The organism is Mesorhizobium escarrei (genome assembly GCF_935825525.1).
Classification (GTDB): Bacteria; Pseudomonadota; Alphaproteobacteria; order Rhizobiales; family Rhizobiaceae; genus Mesorhizobium; species Mesorhizobium escarrei.
Genome location: NZ_CAKXZT010000073.1, coordinates 1 through 15732 on the forward strand (window position 1 = coordinate 1; position 15732 = coordinate 15732).

The 15732-nt window shown below is 63.6% G+C and carries 12 protein-coding genes; 7 read left to right on the top strand and 5 right to left on the bottom strand.

The window, feature by feature from the left end; all coding sequences use genetic code 11:
• The first annotated feature begins 31 nt into the window (after window positions 1-31).
• The 5 genes from NMG80_RS05010 to NMG80_RS05030 all read left to right on the top strand — a co-directional run bounded on the left by NMG80_RS05010 (window position 32) and on the right by NMG80_RS05030 (window position 6353).
• The gene (locus tag NMG80_RS05010; protein WP_254017128.1) at window positions 32-1303 is read left to right on the top strand and encodes an ABC transporter substrate-binding protein; all 1272 of its coding nucleotides are present in this window, start codon (window positions 32-34) and stop codon (window positions 1301-1303) included.
• An 85-nt stretch (window positions 1304-1388) separates the two neighbouring features.
• The gene (locus NMG80_RS05015) at window positions 1389-2249 is read left to right on the top strand and encodes a carbohydrate ABC transporter permease (RefSeq protein ID WP_254017118.1); all 861 of its coding nucleotides are present in this window, start codon (window positions 1389-1391) and stop codon (window positions 2247-2249) included.
• On the top strand, window positions 2246-3097 hold the full coding sequence (locus NMG80_RS05020) for a carbohydrate ABC transporter permease (RefSeq protein ID WP_254017119.1): 852 nt from the start codon (window positions 2246-2248) through the stop codon (window positions 3095-3097). Before NMG80_RS05015 ends, NMG80_RS05020 begins: the two co-directional genes overlap by 4 nt.
• A gap of 7 nt (window positions 3098-3104) precedes the next feature.
• The gene (locus tag NMG80_RS05025) at window positions 3105-4190 is read left to right on the top strand and encodes an ABC transporter ATP-binding protein (protein WP_254017120.1); all 1086 of its coding nucleotides are present in this window, start codon (window positions 3105-3107) and stop codon (window positions 4188-4190) included.
• A 129-nt stretch (window positions 4191-4319) separates the two neighbouring features.
• The gene (locus NMG80_RS05030) at window positions 4320-6353 is read left to right on the top strand and encodes an aldo/keto reductase (RefSeq protein ID WP_254017121.1); all 2034 of its coding nucleotides are present in this window, start codon (window positions 4320-4322) and stop codon (window positions 6351-6353) included.
• 204 nt (window positions 6354-6557) lie between these two features.
• On the opposite strand, the gene NMG80_RS05035 is transcribed toward NMG80_RS05030, so the two are convergent.
• The 5 genes from NMG80_RS05035 to NMG80_RS05055 form a co-directional block, all read right to left on the bottom strand.
• Entirely contained in the window at window positions 6558-8000 is a 1443-nt protein-coding gene (locus tag NMG80_RS05035; RefSeq protein WP_254017122.1) for an amidase, read from the bottom strand.
• 197 nt (window positions 8001-8197) lie between these two features.
• Entirely contained in the window at window positions 8198-9289 is a 1092-nt protein-coding gene (locus tag NMG80_RS05040) for a Gfo/Idh/MocA family protein (RefSeq protein ID WP_301942634.1), read from the bottom strand.
• A 179-nt stretch (window positions 9290-9468) separates the two neighbouring features.
• Window positions 9469-10635, bottom strand: a complete 1167-nt coding sequence (locus tag NMG80_RS05045) for an ABC transporter substrate-binding protein (protein WP_254017123.1) — start codon at window positions 10633-10635, stop codon at window positions 9469-9471.
• 72 nt (window positions 10636-10707) lie between these two features.
• A complete protein-coding gene (locus tag NMG80_RS05050; RefSeq protein ID WP_254017124.1) occupies window positions 10708-11568 on the bottom strand; it encodes an ABC transporter permease in 861 nt (286 codons plus the stop codon).
• Window positions 11565-12392, bottom strand: coding sequence for an ABC transporter ATP-binding protein (locus NMG80_RS05055; RefSeq protein WP_254017125.1), 828 nt, complete (start codon window positions 12390-12392; stop codon window positions 11565-11567). The genes NMG80_RS05050 and NMG80_RS05055 overlap by 4 nt, the downstream gene beginning before the upstream one ends.
• Window positions 12393-12661: 269 nt before the next feature.
• Here NMG80_RS05055 and NMG80_RS05060 point away from each other — a divergent pair, with 269 nt between their 5' ends.
• Together NMG80_RS05060 and NMG80_RS05065 are read left to right on the top strand one after the other, a co-directional pair.
• A complete protein-coding gene (locus NMG80_RS05060; RefSeq protein ID WP_254017126.1) occupies window positions 12662-13621 on the top strand; it encodes a MurR/RpiR family transcriptional regulator in 960 nt (319 codons plus the stop codon).
• A 141-nt stretch (window positions 13622-13762) separates the two neighbouring features.
• Window positions 13763-15541, top strand: a complete 1779-nt coding sequence (locus NMG80_RS05065; protein ID WP_254017127.1) for an NAD(P)/FAD-dependent oxidoreductase — start codon at window positions 13763-13765, stop codon at window positions 15539-15541.
• The last annotated feature ends 191 nt before the right edge of the window (window positions 15542-15732 follow it).

A 15732-nucleotide genomic window follows, 5' to 3' on the forward strand; every position in this document is an offset into this window, starting at 1 on the left:
GGCGGCTATGCCAGCCGCGCCAAGGATTTCAATGCGCATCACACTGACCTGCGCCGCGCTCGCGCTTGCCCTGGGCTCTGCCCCGGCCTTTGCGCAATCCGGCGAAATCACGATCTGGAGCTGGGACGTCGCCGCTTCGTCGCTGAAGGCCACCATAGAAGGTTTCAACAAGCAGTTCCCCGACATCAAGGTCACGGTCCAGGATCTCGGCAACAACCCGACCTACGACAAGTCGATCGCCGGCTGCGCCGCCGGCGGCGAGGGGCTGCCGGATATCGTGACGATCGAGAACGGCGAGGCCGAGAACTACTGGAGCCAGTTCCCGGACTGCTTCGTCGACCTTCACACGCTCGGCTATACGGCCGAAGACCAGGCAAAATTCCCCGACTTCAAGCGCACCGAGCTGGAAGTGGAAGACAAGGCCTATGCGATGCCGTGGGATTCAGGCCCGGTGGCGATGTATTACCGCCGCGACTTCTACGAGAAGGCCGGCGTCGATCCAACCTCGATCAAGACCTGGGACGATTTCATTGCCGCCGGCAAGAAGATCCAGGAGGCCAATCCTAGTGTGAAGATGACCAATGCCGATTTCAACGGCGACTCCGAATTCTTCCGGATGATCGCCAACGAGCAGGGCTGCGCCTATTTCGCCGCCGACGGGCAGTCGATCACCGTCAATCAGCCGGCCTGCGTGGCGTCGATGACCAAGATCAAGGAGATGAATGACGCCGGCATCATCACCTCGGCCGACTGGAGCACCAAGATCACCAACAACACTGCCGGCACTGTCGCCAGCCAGATGTATGGCGGCTGGTACGAGGGCACCATACGCACCGAGTCGCCCGACGGCAGCGGCAAATGGGGCGTCTACCTGATGCCGAGCCTCACTGCCGACGGCCCGCGCGCCGCCAATCTCGGCGGCTCCTCGCTCGCCATCACCTCGGTGTCCAACAACAAGGAAGCCGCCTACGCCTACCTGAAATACTCCCTCGCGACCAACGAGGGCCAGATAGCGATGCTGAAGGGTTTTGGCCTGGTGCCGTCGCTGATCTCGGCGCTCGACGACCCCTATGTCTCCCAAGGCCAGCCCTATTGGGGCGGCCAGGCGGTGTGGAAGGACATTCTCAGCACCTTGCCAAAAGTTGTCCCCAGCCGCGGCACGCCGTTCCAGAGCGACGCGGAAATCATCGTCCGTTCGGTGCAGACCAAATATCTCGGCGGCGGCTATCCCGACGCCAAGGCGGCGCTCGACGATGCCGCAAGCCAGATCGCCTCGGCGACCGGCCTGCCGGTCGAAGAGTGAGCTGAGCACCGCTCTCCCTTCTCCCCTTACAAGGGGAGAAGGCAAGACAAGGCCGGCGAAACCGAAGCGAAGGAGCAGGGCAACGATGCGCTATCAGAACGCTACGGCGTACCGCTTCCTCGCGCCCTATTTGCTGATCTTCTCGATCTTCTGGCTGTGGCCGATCATCAGCTCGTTCCTGATCTCCTTCCAGGCGACGCGCACCGTGCCGTGGCGGTTCGCGCCGACCTTCAATTGGGGCCGGCTGATCGGCGACCCCGCCTTCTTCAACGCATTGAAGAACACTTTGCTCATTCTGGTCATCCAGGTGCCAGTGATGATCACCTTGGCGATCGTCATGGCGGTGCTGCTCAATTCGCCGCTGCTGAAGGCCCGTGGCCTGTTCCGCTTCGCCTTCTTCGCTCCTGTCGTGGTCGGCGAAGTCGCCTATTCGGCGGTGTTCCGGCTGATGTTCAACCTCGATTACGGCATCATCAACAAGCTGCTGAACAGCGTCGGCCTGCCCCGTATCGACTGGTTTTCCAACGTCACCCCGGCGATGGCGGTCATCATGATCGCGGTGAGCTGGCGCTGGGCCGGCTACAACGCCATCATCCTGCTCGCCGGCCTGCAATCCATCCCCCAGGATGTCTACGAGGCGGCGACGCTGGACCGCGTCAGCAAGCTCAAGCAGTTCTTCTACATCACGCTGCCGCTGCTCAAGCCGATCATCGTGTTCTGCGCCGTGCTGTCGATCATCGGCACTATGCAGCTGTTCACCGAGCCATTCCTGATCACCGAGCGCGGTGGACCGGGCGGCGGCACCGAAACGCTCGGGCTGCTGCTTTACCGCCAGGGTTTCAAGTCGCTCAACTTCGGCTACGCCTCGGCCATTGCCTACACAATGGCCGGGCTGGCGATCGCCATCTCGCTGGTGCAACTGTGGCTGACGAGGGACCCGAAATGAGCTCGCGTCCCTCCTCCAGCCGTTCTTCCTCCAGATTGGGACGCAGCATCGCGCTGCATCTTTTCCTGACGCCGCTGGCGCTGATCTGGCTGTTTCCGCTGTGGATGATGGTGATCTTTTCGACCATGCCCGACAGAGGCATCTTCAGCCCCAGCATCGAGCTTTTGCCGCACGGCAGCTTCCTCGACAATGTCAACAATCTGCAGCGCGACACCAATTTCATCGGCGCCATCGGCATCTCCGTCTCGGTGGCAGTAACCTATACGTTCCTGTCGGTGCTGCTCACCTCGATGGCCGGCTGGGCGCTGGCGCGCTACCAGTTCTTCGGCAAGGGCGTCGTCGTCGCCATCATCCTCGGCACCATCACGCTTCCCTATGCTGTCGTGCTGATCCCGCAATTCATCATGGTGGCGCGCGACTTCAAGCTCGCCAACACCTGGGTGGCGTTGATCGTGCCGCCGCTGTTCAATTCGCTCGGCGTGCTGTTCATGCGGCAGAGCTTCTCGATGATGCCGGGCGATCTGTTCGACGCCGCCCGGGTCGAGGGGGTCAAGGAATGGCGGATCTTCCTGTTCGTAGCGCTGCCGCTGGCGCGGCCGATGCTGGCGGCGCTCGCCATCATCCTGTTCCTTGCCTCCTGGAACAATTACCTCTGGCCGCTGCTGATCAATTCCAAGCCCGGCGCGATGACGGCGCCGGTGGCGCTCGGCACGCTGATCGGCCTCACCAAAGTGTCGTGGGGCGGCATCATGGCGGGCGCCGTGATGCTCACCGTGCCAATGCTCATCGTGTTCGTGCTCTTGCAGCGCCATTTCGTCGCCGGCATTGCCGCCGGCGCCATCAAATAGGATCAGCATGGCAGCGGTCACACTGAAAAATGTCGTCAAGCGCTTCGGCGTCTTCGAGATCGTTCACGGCGCGAACATCGACGTCAATGACGGCGAATTCGTCGTCTTCGTCGGCCCCTCCGGCTGCGGCAAGTCCACGCTGCTCAGGATGATCGCCGGGCTCGAGGACATCAGCGGCGGCGAGATCGCCATCGGCGGCAAACTGGTGAACGATGTCGAGCCGGCCGACCGTGGCATCGCCATGGTGTTCCAGTCCTACGCGCTCTATCCGCATATGAGCGTCGAGCAGAATCTGAGCTTCGGGCTGAGAATGAACGGCAACCCGAAAGCCGACACCGAGCGGCGGGTGAAGCGGGCCGCCGAAATCCTGCGCATCGCCGAGCTGATGAAGCGGCGCCCGCGGCAATTGTCGGGCGGCCAGCGCCAGCGCGTCGCCATCGGCCGCGCCATCGTGCGTGAGCCGCAGGTGTTCCTGTTCGACGAGCCGCTGAGCAATCTCGACGCCGAGCTCAGGGTGCAGATGCGGGTTGAGATCTCGCGCCTGCACAAGGAGCTCGGCGTCACCATGATCTATGTGACGCATGACCAGACCGAAGCGATGACGTTGGCCGACAGGATCGTCGTGCTCAACGCCGGCAATATCGAGCAGATCGGCGCGCCGCTCGATCTCTATGACGACCCGGCCAACCGCTTTGTAGCCGGCTTCGTCGGCTCGCCGAAGATGAATTTTTTGGCGGCACAAGTGGTCGGCAACGACGGCAATGCAACGGTCGTCGAACTCGCCAACCATGGCGGCGCTCGGCTGCGGAAACCGCTGTCGGGCGCCCCGCCTGCGGTCGGCGCCGAGGTCGTGCTCGGCGTGCGGCCGGAGCATTTCTTCGAGGCCGGCGAGGGCGACTGCGACATCGCCGTCAAGGCCGACGTCGCCGAGCACCTCGGATCGGTGAGCTACATTTATGCCAATGCCGGACCAGAGGAACTGATCATCGAGCGCGAGGCATCGCGGCAGCGGGCGACCGGCGACCACATGGTGGTGTCGATCAAGGCCGGCCAATCGCTTCTCTTCGACAAGTCAGGTGCTCGCATTCGCTAGTGCATGTCGCCCAAAAGCATGCCCTCGGGCGTGAACCGCAGCGGTTTGGGACAACGACATGCACACCAGGACACGAAATTTTTCTTTCACCAACTCGCGACGCCGAGGCGACCCCAAGGAGATCTAAAAATGACGTCCGAACCACAAAAAATCCGCTGGGGCATTCTCGGGCCCGGCACCATCGCCAAGGCCTTTGCCGGCGGCGTCGCCCATTCGCGCACCGGCACATTGGTTGCCATTGGCGCGCGCAATCCCGGCAAATCAGGCCTCGCCGAAAACTTCCCCGGCGCCCGCATCCTCGACGGCTACGAGGCTCTGCTCGCCGACCCGGACGTCGATGCGATCTACATCTCGACGCCGCACCCCAGCCACGCCGAATGGGCGATCAGGGCGGCCGAGGCCGGAAAGCATGTGCTTTGCGAAAAGCCGATGGGGCTGACCGCTTTCGAAGCCGACGCGATGATCCATGCGGCGCGCAAGGCCGGCACCTTTCTCGGCGAAGCCTTCATGTACCGGCTGCATCCGCAGACGACAAAGCTGGTCGAGCTGGTCAGGTCCGGCGCGATCGGCGAGGTGCGCATGGTGAAATCGAGCTTCGGCTTTGCCATGCCTGGCTTCATGCCGGAGCACCGGCTTTACGCCAACGATCTCGCCGGCGGCGGCATTCTCGACGTCGGCGGCTACCCCGTTTCGATGGCGCGGCTGATTGCCGGGGCCGCGTTGGGAAAGCCTTTCGCCGAGCCGGACAAGGTCGCCGGTGCGGCGCATCTCGGCCAATCCGGCGTCGACGAATGGGCTTCGGCGCTGCTGCATTTTCCCGGCGGCATCGTCGCCGAACTCTCCTGCGGCATTTCGCTGGCCCAGGACAACGTCCTGCGCATCCTTGGCACCAGGGGCCGCATCGAGGTCGCGGATTTCTGGTTCGCGAGCGGCAGGGAAGGCGGCACCGGCGAGATCCGCATCATTCGCCCGGGCGCTGAGGAGGTGATCGAGGTCAGGGAAGGCCGCTGGCTCTACGCTTTCGAGGTCGACGCCGCCGGCGAGGCGATCCTGGCCGGAAAGCAGGAGTTTGCCTGGCCGGGCATGGGCTGGGCCGACAGCCTCGGCAATCTGCGTGTGCTCGACAAATGGCGTGCCGCCATCGGGCTCGAATACGAGATCGAGAAGCCCGAAAAACGCGTCAACACCATCTCCGGCCGGCGGCTGCGCTCCGGCGGCACCACTATCCGCAAGCGCGAAATTCCAGGCCTGCCGCGGCCGGCCTCGTGCCTGGCGCTCGGCTTCGAGGATTTCCGCACGTTCTCCTCTGGCATGATCCTGCTCGATGCCTATTTCGAAGCCGGCGGCAACGTCTTCGACACGGCCTTCATCTATGGCAGCGGCTACACCGAAACGCTGCTCGGCCAGTGGTTGAAGAACCGCGGTGTGCGTGAGCACTCGGTGGTCATCGGCAAGGGCGCGCACACTCCGCTCTGCTATCCCGATGTGATCGGCAAACAGCTCACCCAGTCGCTCGACCGGCTGCAGACCGATCATGTCGATGTCTATTTCATGCACCGCGACGATCCGGACGTGCCGGTCGACGAATTCGTCGACGCGATGGACCGCGAGGTCAGGGCTGGCCGCATCCGCGGTCCGGTCGGCGGCTCGAACTGGACGAGGGAACGCATGGACGAGGCGATTGCCTATGCCGAGCGGACCGGCAAGCAGAAGCCTGGCGCGCTTTCGAACAATTTTTCGCTGGCCGAAATGCTGGTGCCGATCTGGCCGGGTTGCGTCACCTCGTCAAGCGATGACTGGAAGGCCTGGCTGACCGCCCGGCAGATGCCCAATTTCGCCTGGTCGAGCCAGGGACGGGGCTTCTTCACCGGCCGCGCCGGGCGTGACCAGCGCGACAATGAAGAGCTGGTCCGGGTCTGGTACTCGGAGAAAAATTTTGGCCGCCGCGACCGGGCGATCGAGCTCGCCAACCGGCTGGGCAAGAGCCCGATCCATATCGCGCTCGCCTATGTCCTGGCCCAGCCGTTCCCGTCCGTTCCGCTGATCGGACCACGTACGCTCGACGAACTGGAGGACAGTCTGCAGGCCCTCGACATTGCGCTTTCGCCTGACGACATTGCGTGGCTGGATGGCGGTTCGGATCAGCACCGACGCACAGGCTGAGGCTATGGAGAATCGCATTTGCCTGCGCTGCCGCTCACCCTTACCCTCTCCCCGTAAGGACGCGTAAGGACGGGGAGAGGGGGGCGCCAGCGTTGAGGCAAATCCCCTTCTCCCGTCGCTATACGGGGAGAGGGTGCCGGCAGGCGGACGAGGGGCAGCACAACCAATCCGATTGCCCTATATGTGCCCCCGGTCGGCCCTACACTACCCGTTCACCTTCGGTCGGCGGTGCCTCCACGGCATCTCCCGTTCCAGCTGCGTCGAGACGGCGAGCACGGTCGCTTCATCGCCATAGCGGCCGACCAGCTGCACGCCGATCGGCATGCCACCTTCGGACCAGCCGAGTGGCAGTGAAATCGCCGGCTGTCCGGAGATGTTGAAGGGGTAGCCGAAGACGGCGTCCGTCCATTTTGCATTGTAGCGGTCGATGTCCGGCTCCGACATGTCGTAATAGCCTAAAGGCCGCGGCAGCTGCGTCAGCGTCGGCGTGATGAACAGATCGTAGGGCGCGAGATCGCCGACGATGTCGCGGCCGACCTGCCGGATCGCTTCGACATCCGAGATGTGGCGGATGCCGCTCGTCGCGCGGCCGCGCTCGATAATCGCCCAGGTCACCGGCTCGACATCGCTTGGCGTCACCGGCCTGCCGATGACGGTTTCATGATAGCCGAAGGTTGCCGCCGTCTGGACGCAGGTCATGTTGGTGTAGGTCTTCCACACCGCATCGGCGTCGAGCGGCATATCATGCTCCTCGACATGATGGCCCAGGTGCTCGAGGGCAGTGACAGTCGCCAGCACCGTGGCCTTGACCTCCGGGTCGATTGCCGTGCCGTTTGGCGGCGTTACGGTGAAGCCGACGCGCAGCCTTTCCGGCTCACGCGCCGAAAGGCTGAACCAGCTGTCGTCCGGGACCGGCGGCGTATAGGGATCACCCGGCAGCGCCCCGGCCACGGCATCCAGGTAGGCGGCGGTGTCGCGCACCGTCCGCGAACAGCACAGGAAGTAAGCGCCGCCATACCAATAGTCGCCGAAGGGCGCCAGGCTGACGCGACCGCGCGACGGTTTTAGGCCAACGATGCCGCAGCAGGAGGCGGGGATGCGGATCGAGCCGGCGCCATCGCTGGCCTCCGCGATCGGCACCATGCGCGCGGCGATTGCCACCGCCGCACCGCCGCTCGAACCGCCCGGCGTGATGCCCTCCTTCCATGGGTTTTTCGTCACGCCGTAAAGCTTCGGTTCCGTCGTGATCGACCAGCCATTCTCGGGCGCGTTGGACTTGCCGACCAGCACCAGGCCCGCCGCCTTCATGCGGCGCACGACTTCGGTATCAAAGTCGGCGACCACATCCCTCAGGAAAGCGCAGGAATTGGTGTTCGGCGCTCCGGTCCAGGACGAGGCCAGCTCCTTCAGCAAGAATGGTACGCCGGCAAAGGGTGCGCTTCTATCGACCGTTGCAGCCGAAGCCCGCGCCAAGTCGTAGAGGCGGTGGATCACCGCATTCAGCACCGGGTTGAGCCGTTCAATAGTTGTGATGGCCGCCTCGACAAGTTCGGCCGGTGAGACTTCACCGCCTTTCACCAGCCCGGCCAGATCCAGCGCGTCGGACTCGGCGTAAGTTTCCAGGAAACTGTCGGTGGCTTCGGCCACGTCTCTCTCCCTCGTTCTGCCATGCCGAACAGCGCCCGGTGGCAATCGCTTCAGACCAATAGCCGGATCGTGGCGCCGCCCCTCACCCTTACCCCTCTCCCGTGAAAACGGGGAGAGGGGGATCGCCAACGTTGCGGCCAGGCGGATGAGGGGCGGCGCAAGCCTGAGCGATTGCCGCGCCAGCAGCGCAGATGGCCTCACGCCAGCTCGACGGTCCGCCCTTCTTCGATGCTCTGCTCGGCGGCAAGCACGATGCGCAGGCTGTTGACCGCGGCATTCATCTGTTCGGACAGGTCGAGATCCTCGCGGATGGCGCGCAGGAAAAACGCCTGCTCGCGATCGCAAAGCTCCTGATGGCCGGGCTCGTCCTCCATGCTGACGATCTCGTCGGGCCTCTTGAAATTCTTGTCGCCGTCAACCTCGGCATAGTGGATCTTGAGCGCATCGGTCTTGGTGTGCCGGTCGATATCGGCTGAGTTCGACACCTCGGCCAGCTCGGCCTCGCTGCTTGCCGTCTGGCCGGCGACGATGGAGACCGCGCCCTTGGGGCCGACCACGTCCTTCACGAAATAGGCCGTCTCGCTCATCATCGGGCCCCAGCCCGCCTCGTACCAGCCGACCGAACCGTCATCGAAGGTGACGTGCAGATGGCCATAGTTCTGCTTGGCGGCATCGGCCCATAATTTGGCGCCGATGCCGTGGACGCGCACCGGTTTGGCGCCGGTCAGCTGGCACATCACGTCGACATAGTGGACGCCGCAATCGACGATCGGGATCAGTGAATCGATCAGGTTCCTGTGCCAGTGCCAGGCGCTGCCGCTGCTCTGCTGGTTGAGGTTGAGGCGCATGACCAGCGGCTTGCCGAGCGTCTTGCCAAACTCGATGAACCTGATCCATGACGGGTGGACGCGCAGGATATAGCCGAGCACCAGCTTGCGGTTCTTGGCGCGGGCTGCGGCAACGACCCTTTCGGCGTCCTCGATATTGGTGGCGAGCGGCTTTTCCATGAACACGTGGCAGCCCGCGTCGATCGCCTTCAGTGCATATTCGGCATGCGTGTTGGGCCAGCTGTTGATGGAAACGGCATCCGGTCTGGTCTCTTTCAGCGCCAGGTCGAAATCCTCGTAGAGCGGATAGCCGGCTAAGGCAGCCGGGATCTTTGTGTTGCTCTTGATCGTGCGGCTCATGATTCCAACGATCTCGAAGCCGTCCGAGCGATGATAGGCGCTGGCATGCGACGCGCCCATATTGCCAAGACCTACCACCAGCACTTTCACATTGTCGGTCAAAGCCACCTCCCTTGTTCTTCTTGATCGAATAGTGGGCGGCAACCTTGTCGCCGCCCTATCCCTTCAAGTCTCCGCTGGCCCTCATCCGCCTGCCGGCACCTTCTCCCTCGTATAGGGGCGGAGAGAAGTGCCCGGCAGGGCAATGAGGGCGGCGCCGACATCGACAATTGCCGAGCGCCTTACTTGACCGCCGAGTCGAACAGATGCGCCTTGATGTTGTCGACATCGAGCGCGGCAAAGCCCTCCGACAGTTTGTAGCCGTCCGCATCGGCCTTGACCTTGGCCTTCTCGAAATCATTGGCCGGGCCGATCAATTCGTTGGTGCAGACGTCCTCGGCCTTCACCGGGCTGGTGATCTGGCCGATCTTGTGGATCTCGTCGAAGAAGCCCTGCCAGCTCGCCATATCGTGCGAGCCCCAGCCTTCGCGCTTGTCCATGTCACCACGGAAAACGTTGATCTGCTGCAGGATCGACGTGGTGCCGAGCTCCGGTCCGAGATTCTTAGCCAGCGTCGGGAACTGCTCGAACACCGCTTCGACGGCGGCGCGCGGATTCTGATAGCCGAATTCCAGGCCCATCGCCCAGCCGCGCAGATATTTTTCCAGGAACGCCTTCCGGTCGGGATCCCCCAGATCGGCCGTACGCACGACGAAGGTGTTCGCCGGCAGCTTCGAATTCTGCACGCCGAGCCAGTATTCGAAGTCGAGGTTCTTGGCGATCCATTCGGCGCGCAGCCCTTCCCATGACAGCGCGGCATCGCCCTGGCCGCTGGCAAGGGCCGTGCCCCAGGTTGGCCAGCCGGCCTCGACATACTTCACCTTCTTGATGTCGACGCCTTGCGAGGCCAGCAGCGGATCGGTGATCGACTGCCATGCGGCGGAGCCGAGCAGGATGGTCTTGCCTTCAAGCGTCTTGAGGTCCTTCGTTCCCTCGCCCTTGCGGAAGGCGAAGCTGAACGTGTCGCGCGCACCCATGTGGAACACCGATTTGAGCTTCATGCCGTTCTGGATGGCAAAAGAGAAGACGCCGGGGGAGGGAAAGCCCATGTCGGCCTGGCCGACATCGACGAACTTCACCGTCGCGGTGCCGTCGGACGGGCCGGGCTGCATGTCGGTGTCGAGGTCGCCGAAGTAGCCCGCTTTCTTGGCCGCCCAATAGGGATAATCGTCGAGCACTTCGAGCGTGCCGCGCGGCGAAATCCAGGTGAACTTGCCGTAGGGCTCGGCCAGCGCCCTGAAGCTCGAGCCGCCGACCGCCGTGGCCGTCACCACGCCGGCACCGGTAACCTGCAGAAAGGTGCGGCGGCTTATCCCCGCTTTGGCGCCAGTATAATTTTCCTTGGTCATTCATTCTCCCCTTTTGTTGTTGGCAGTCTCTTGCCTGTCGTCCGCCTCCCGGACGCCATCATTCTCCCGCGCTCACGCTTCCCAGCTCGCCCATTTCTTGCCGATCAGGAAGAACAGCACGTAGATGAGGATGCCGAGGGTCGAGAGAATCAGAACCACCGCGAAGAATTGCGGCATCTGGATCATCGACGAATAGGTGGTCAGCCGATTGCCGAGGCCGAAGCCGCCGCCGACCATCTCGGCGCCGACCGCGGTCAGCAGCCCGAAGATCGCGCCGATCATCAGCCCGACAAGGATCATCGGCAGCGCCATCGGCGCCCGGATTCTCCAGAATATCTGCAAGGTGCTGGCGCCATAGGAGCGCGCCAGCGCGATCTTGGCGCTGTCGACGCGGCGAAAGCCGGTTGCCGCATTGATCATCACCATCGGGCCGGCGGCCAACGCCACCGCGATGATGCGCGGCGTGTAGCCGAAGCCGAAGCGCAGGATCAGAAGCGGCACCAGCGCCAGCATCGGCGTGGTGACCAGGATCAGGATGTAGGGCGCCACGATCTTCTCGGCGAAGGGGAATTGCGTGATCACCGCCGCCATCATCAGGCCGATGATGGCGCCGATCGAGAAGCCGGAGATCAGCTCGACCAGCGTGTAGCCGAGATGCGGCGCTATCAGCGGGAATTCGTCGTACAGCGCGTAGGCGATCGCGCTTGGCCCCGGCATGATGTAGTGCGGCACATTGAACAGCCGCAGCGCGAGCTCGATGCCGCCGATGATGAACACAGCGACCGCGATAATGGCCGCGACCTCGGCGCCCGACCTGATGCCGGGACCGCTGGCGAAGGCCGAAAGATTGGTCAGGCTGACCTCGTGCCCATCGCCGGCCTTGGCGCCCGATTTGGACTTCGGGAATTCCGGTATCGCGTCGCCTCCGCTCACGGCCTGATCCTCACAATTTCGGCGGTGCCGCGCTCCCGCGCCTTCGGCCGTATACGCTCGCCGACGATATCCATCTTGATGGTGTTGGTGAGATCGAAGACCTCCTTAGTCGCCATGATCTCCAGCGAGCGCGGCCGTGCGAATGGCACGCGATATTCCTTGGCGACGCGCCCCGGCCGCGCGCTCAGCACCACCACCCTGTCGGAGAGGAAGATCGCCTCCTCGATGCTGTGGGTGATGAAGACGATGGTGGTTTTGGTGTCGAGCCAAATCTCCTCGACGAGACGGTTCATCTCTTCGCGGGTAAAGCTGTCGAGCGCGCCAAACGGCTCGTCCATCAGCAGGACGGAGGGCTTCAGCGCCAGCGCCCGAACGATCGCGGCGCGCTGCTGCATGCCGCCCGAGAGCTCGCGCGGAAACTTGCCGCCGAAGCCGTCGAGCCCGACACGGTGGACGAGATGCGCGATCCAGGCGCGATCCGGCTTCTCGCCCTTGATCTCGAAGGGAAAATGGATGTTGGCGTCGAGATTGCGCCAGGGCAGCAGGTTGGCCTCCTGGAAGACGATGCCGATATTCGGATGCGGCCCGGTGATCTCTCTGCCGTCGAGCCGGATTGTCCCGCTGGACAGGCGATGCAGCCCGGACATCGACCACAAAAGGGTGGTCTTGCCGCAGCCGGAAGGGCCGACGATCGAGACGATCTCATTGGCGTGGACGTCGAGGCTGCAGCGGTCCAGCGCCAACAGGTCGCCGGAAACCGTGCGATAGACCTTGGTCGCGTCCTGCACGCCAAGCTTCGGGGTTTTTGCACTGCCCGCGTTCATGCGCCCCTCGGGGATTGCGCGACGATCCAGTGGTCATCCGTCCGCAAAATCAGTCTGTAACTATCCTACTTTACTGTCAAGCGGCGACCGCAGCTCTGGTCAGAGAGATCGTTTGTACCACGGTTACACTATTGATTGATCTGGCTTTTCTATTTCTTGAAAAGCTTGTTGCTTTCCTACATACTTCGGAGACCGTCCGCGTGAGGCGGGGCAGGCAAGCGGTGCGCAACATGCTAGAGGTCGAGTTCCACGAAGGCAGGGGATGACTCATGACCGAAGTTGACGGCCTAGGACGGCCGCCCTCGGACGGCGACCCGGATGGGCGCGATCCAGATGGACGCGATCATGTCAGGCGCATCCCCGACATCATTTCCCTGGTCAAGGACTCTTACGGTGACTTGCGCCCGGCGGAGCGGCGCGTCGCCGATGTCGTGCTCGACGATGTCAGATTCGCGGTCGACGCATCCAATGCCGTACTTGCGCAGCGCGCGCAGGTCAGCGAACCCACGGTGACCCGGTTCTGCCGCGCCATCGGCTGCGAGGGCGTACGCGACTTCAAGCTGAAGCTGGCGCAGAGCCTGGTCGTCGGCGCGCTCTATCTGAGCAAGCCGCCGCGCGTGAGCAGCGACAATGGCATGCCGTTCTGGAATGCCGTGTTCGGCGAGGCGCGCCAGGCGCTGCAGGAGGCCGAACGGCAGCTTGATCCGGCGCAGCTGGTGAAGGCGGCCGACCTCATCGCCAAGGCGCGCCAGGTCACGGTGTTCGGCCTCGGCGGCAGCTCCTCGGCGCTGGCGCAGGAAACCCAATACCGGCTGTTTCGTTATGGCATCACCGTCAGCGCCCAATGCGACCCGTATCTGATGCGGATGACCGCCTCGACCCTGAAGCCCAGCGATCTGGTCATCGCCATTTCGGCAACGGGACGCACGCGCGAAGTGATCGAGGCCGTCGAGCTGGCCAAGCATTACCGCGCCAACGCGATCGGCGTGACCGCACCCGACACCGATCTTGCCCGCGCCTGCGACGTCAGGCTGACGGTCGCGGTGCCCGAATATCCCGACACGCTGAAGCCGACCGCCTCGCGCTTCGCCTTCCTGGCCGCGATCGACCTGATGGCGGTGGCGGCCGCCTACAAGCTCGACGCCTCGGCCCGCGAAACGGTTCGCCGCATCAAATACAACGCCCAGATCCACAGGACCGGCAAGGAGATGGAGCCGCTGGGGGATTGAGCAGGTTTGCCAGCTGCTCTTGCTGCCACGTTTGAGCTGCCCCCTCACCCTTACCCTCTTCCCGTTGTTCACGGGGAGAAGGTGCCGGCAGGCGGATGAGGGGCAGCGCCGAGTTCGACAGTTGAAGGAGAGAAGAAGCAGATGCTCGACATGGCACCATCGAAACAGGCGGCCACCTGGCTTTCCTCCCTCTCCTGCGCCGTGGAAGCGGGCGACGTCGAGGCCGCAACCAACCTGTTCGTCGAGGACTGCTACTGGCGCGACCTGCTGACCGTCACCTGGAACATCAAGACGATGGAAGGTCGCGCAGCGATCCACGACATGCTGGAAGCGACCCTGGCGACAACAAAGCCGACTGCCTGGCAGCTCAGCGGCGAGGCAAGCGCGGACGAAGGCATCGTCGAAGCCTGGTTCACCTTCGAGACATCGTCGGCGTGGGGCCAAGGCATCGTGCGCCTGCAGGACGGCAGATGCCGAACGCTGTTCACGGCGATGAGCGATCTCAAGGGCTTTGAGGAGCGCAGCGGACCGGCGCGGCCGCTGGGTGTCCGCCACAAGGCCGATCCGGACCGCGAGACCTGGGCAGAGGCGAGGGCGCGCGAGACGCGTGATCTCGGTGCCATCGAACAGCCTTACTGCCTGGTCATCGGCGGCGGCCAGGGCGGCATCATGCTGGGGGCAAGGCTGCGGCAGCTCGGCGTACCGGCCATCATCATCGAGAAGAACGCGCAGGCCGGCGATTCCTGGCGCAACCGCTATCGCTCGCTCGTTCTGCACGACCCGGTCTGGTACGACCATCTGCCATACATCCCGTTTCCGGAAAACTGGCCGGTGTTCACGCCCAAGGACAAGATGGGCGACTGGTTGGAAATGTATACGCGCGTCATGGAGCTCAATTACTGGACCTCCACAAAATGCCTCAGCGCGTCCTATGACGAAGCCGAAAAGGTCTGGACGGTCGAGGTCGATCGCGCCGGCGAGCGCATTACGCTGAAGCCGAAGCATATCGTCTTTGCGACCGGCGCCTATGGCCCGCCAAGGCAGATCGACCTGCCGGGCGCAGAGGCCTTCCAGGGAGAAATCCTGCATTCCAGCCAGTATTCCAGCGGCGAAAAATTCCGCGGCAGACGCGTCGCGGTCATCGGCGCGGCGAGTTCAGGACACGACGTCGCCGTCGACCTCTGGGAAAGCGGCGCTGAGGTGACCATGGTCCAGCGCTCGCCGACGACGGTCGTCAAATCCGACACGCTGATGGAGGTCGGCTTCGAGATCTTTTCTGAAGATGCGCTGGCCCGCGGCATCACCACCGAGAAGGCCGATATGATCGTCGCCTCGACGCCGTTCGCGCTGCTGCCGCAAAGCCAGCGGGCGCTCTACGAGGTCATCAAGGCGCGCGACGCGGCATTCTACGACCGTTTGCGCGGCGCCGGCTTCGCCATCGATTTCGGCCACGACGAGACCGGGCTGCTGATGAAGGCCTACCGCACTGGCTCGGGCTACTATATCGACGTCGGCGCCTCGGATCTGATCATCGACGGCGAGATCGGCGTCCGCAGCGGCGTCGAGATCAAGTCGCTGACGCCGACAGGAATCCTCTTCGACGACGGCACCGAACTGGTGGCCGACGTGATCATCTCCTGCACCGGCTACCAGTCGATGAACGAGACGGTGGCGGCAATCGTCTCGCGCGAGGTCGCCGACAAGGTCGGCCCGTGCTGGGGGATTGGCTCCGGCACCAGGGGCGACCCGGGACCATGGCAAGGCGAGTTGCGCAACATGTGGAAGCCGACGGCGCAGGAAGCGCTATGGTTCCACGGCGGCAATCTGGCGCTGTCGCGTTTCTATTCGAAATATGTGGCGCTGCAGATCAAGGCGCGCATGGAAGGCGTTGCGACGCCGGTTTATGGGGCGCCGGGGTGAAGCTGTGATCTCCCCCTCAAGGGTCCCTCAAGGGGGAGATGCCAAGCTTTGGCAAAGAGGGCAGGCCAGAGGGGGTCGCCGCGCGTCGAGCGCCAACCTCCATCCGTTGCAGGAAGGCGAGCCTGTCGAACCGACCCCCTCTGTCGCCTTCGGCGACATCTCCCCCTCGAGGGCAGGGCTATCGCATTTGA

Coding starts and splice junctions, on each gene's coding strand:
- NMG80_RS05055 (WP_254017125.1), bottom strand. CDS start 12,392: ATGAACGCGGGCAGTGCAAAAACCCCGAAGCTTGGCGTGCAGGACGCG.
- NMG80_RS05025 (WP_254017120.1), top strand. CDS start 3,105: ATGGCAGCGGTCACACTGAAAAATGTCGTCAAGCGCTTCGGCGTCTTC.
- NMG80_RS05045 (WP_254017123.1), bottom strand. CDS start 10,635: ATGACCAAGGAAAATTATACTGGCGCCAAAGCGGGGATAAGCCGCCGC.
- NMG80_RS05060 (WP_254017126.1), top strand. CDS start 12,662: ATGACCGAAGTTGACGGCCTAGGACGGCCGCCCTCGGACGGCGACCCG.
- NMG80_RS05010 (WP_254017128.1), top strand. CDS start 32: ATGCGCATCACACTGACCTGCGCCGCGCTCGCGCTTGCCCTGGGCTCT.
- NMG80_RS05030 (WP_254017121.1), top strand. CDS start 4,320: ATGACGTCCGAACCACAAAAAATCCGCTGGGGCATTCTCGGGCCCGGC.
- NMG80_RS05015 (WP_254017118.1), top strand. CDS start 1,389: ATGCGCTATCAGAACGCTACGGCGTACCGCTTCCTCGCGCCCTATTTG.
- NMG80_RS05020 (WP_254017119.1), top strand. CDS start 2,246: ATGAGCTCGCGTCCCTCCTCCAGCCGTTCTTCCTCCAGATTGGGACGC.
- NMG80_RS05065 (WP_254017127.1), top strand. CDS start 13,763: ATGCTCGACATGGCACCATCGAAACAGGCGGCCACCTGGCTTTCCTCC.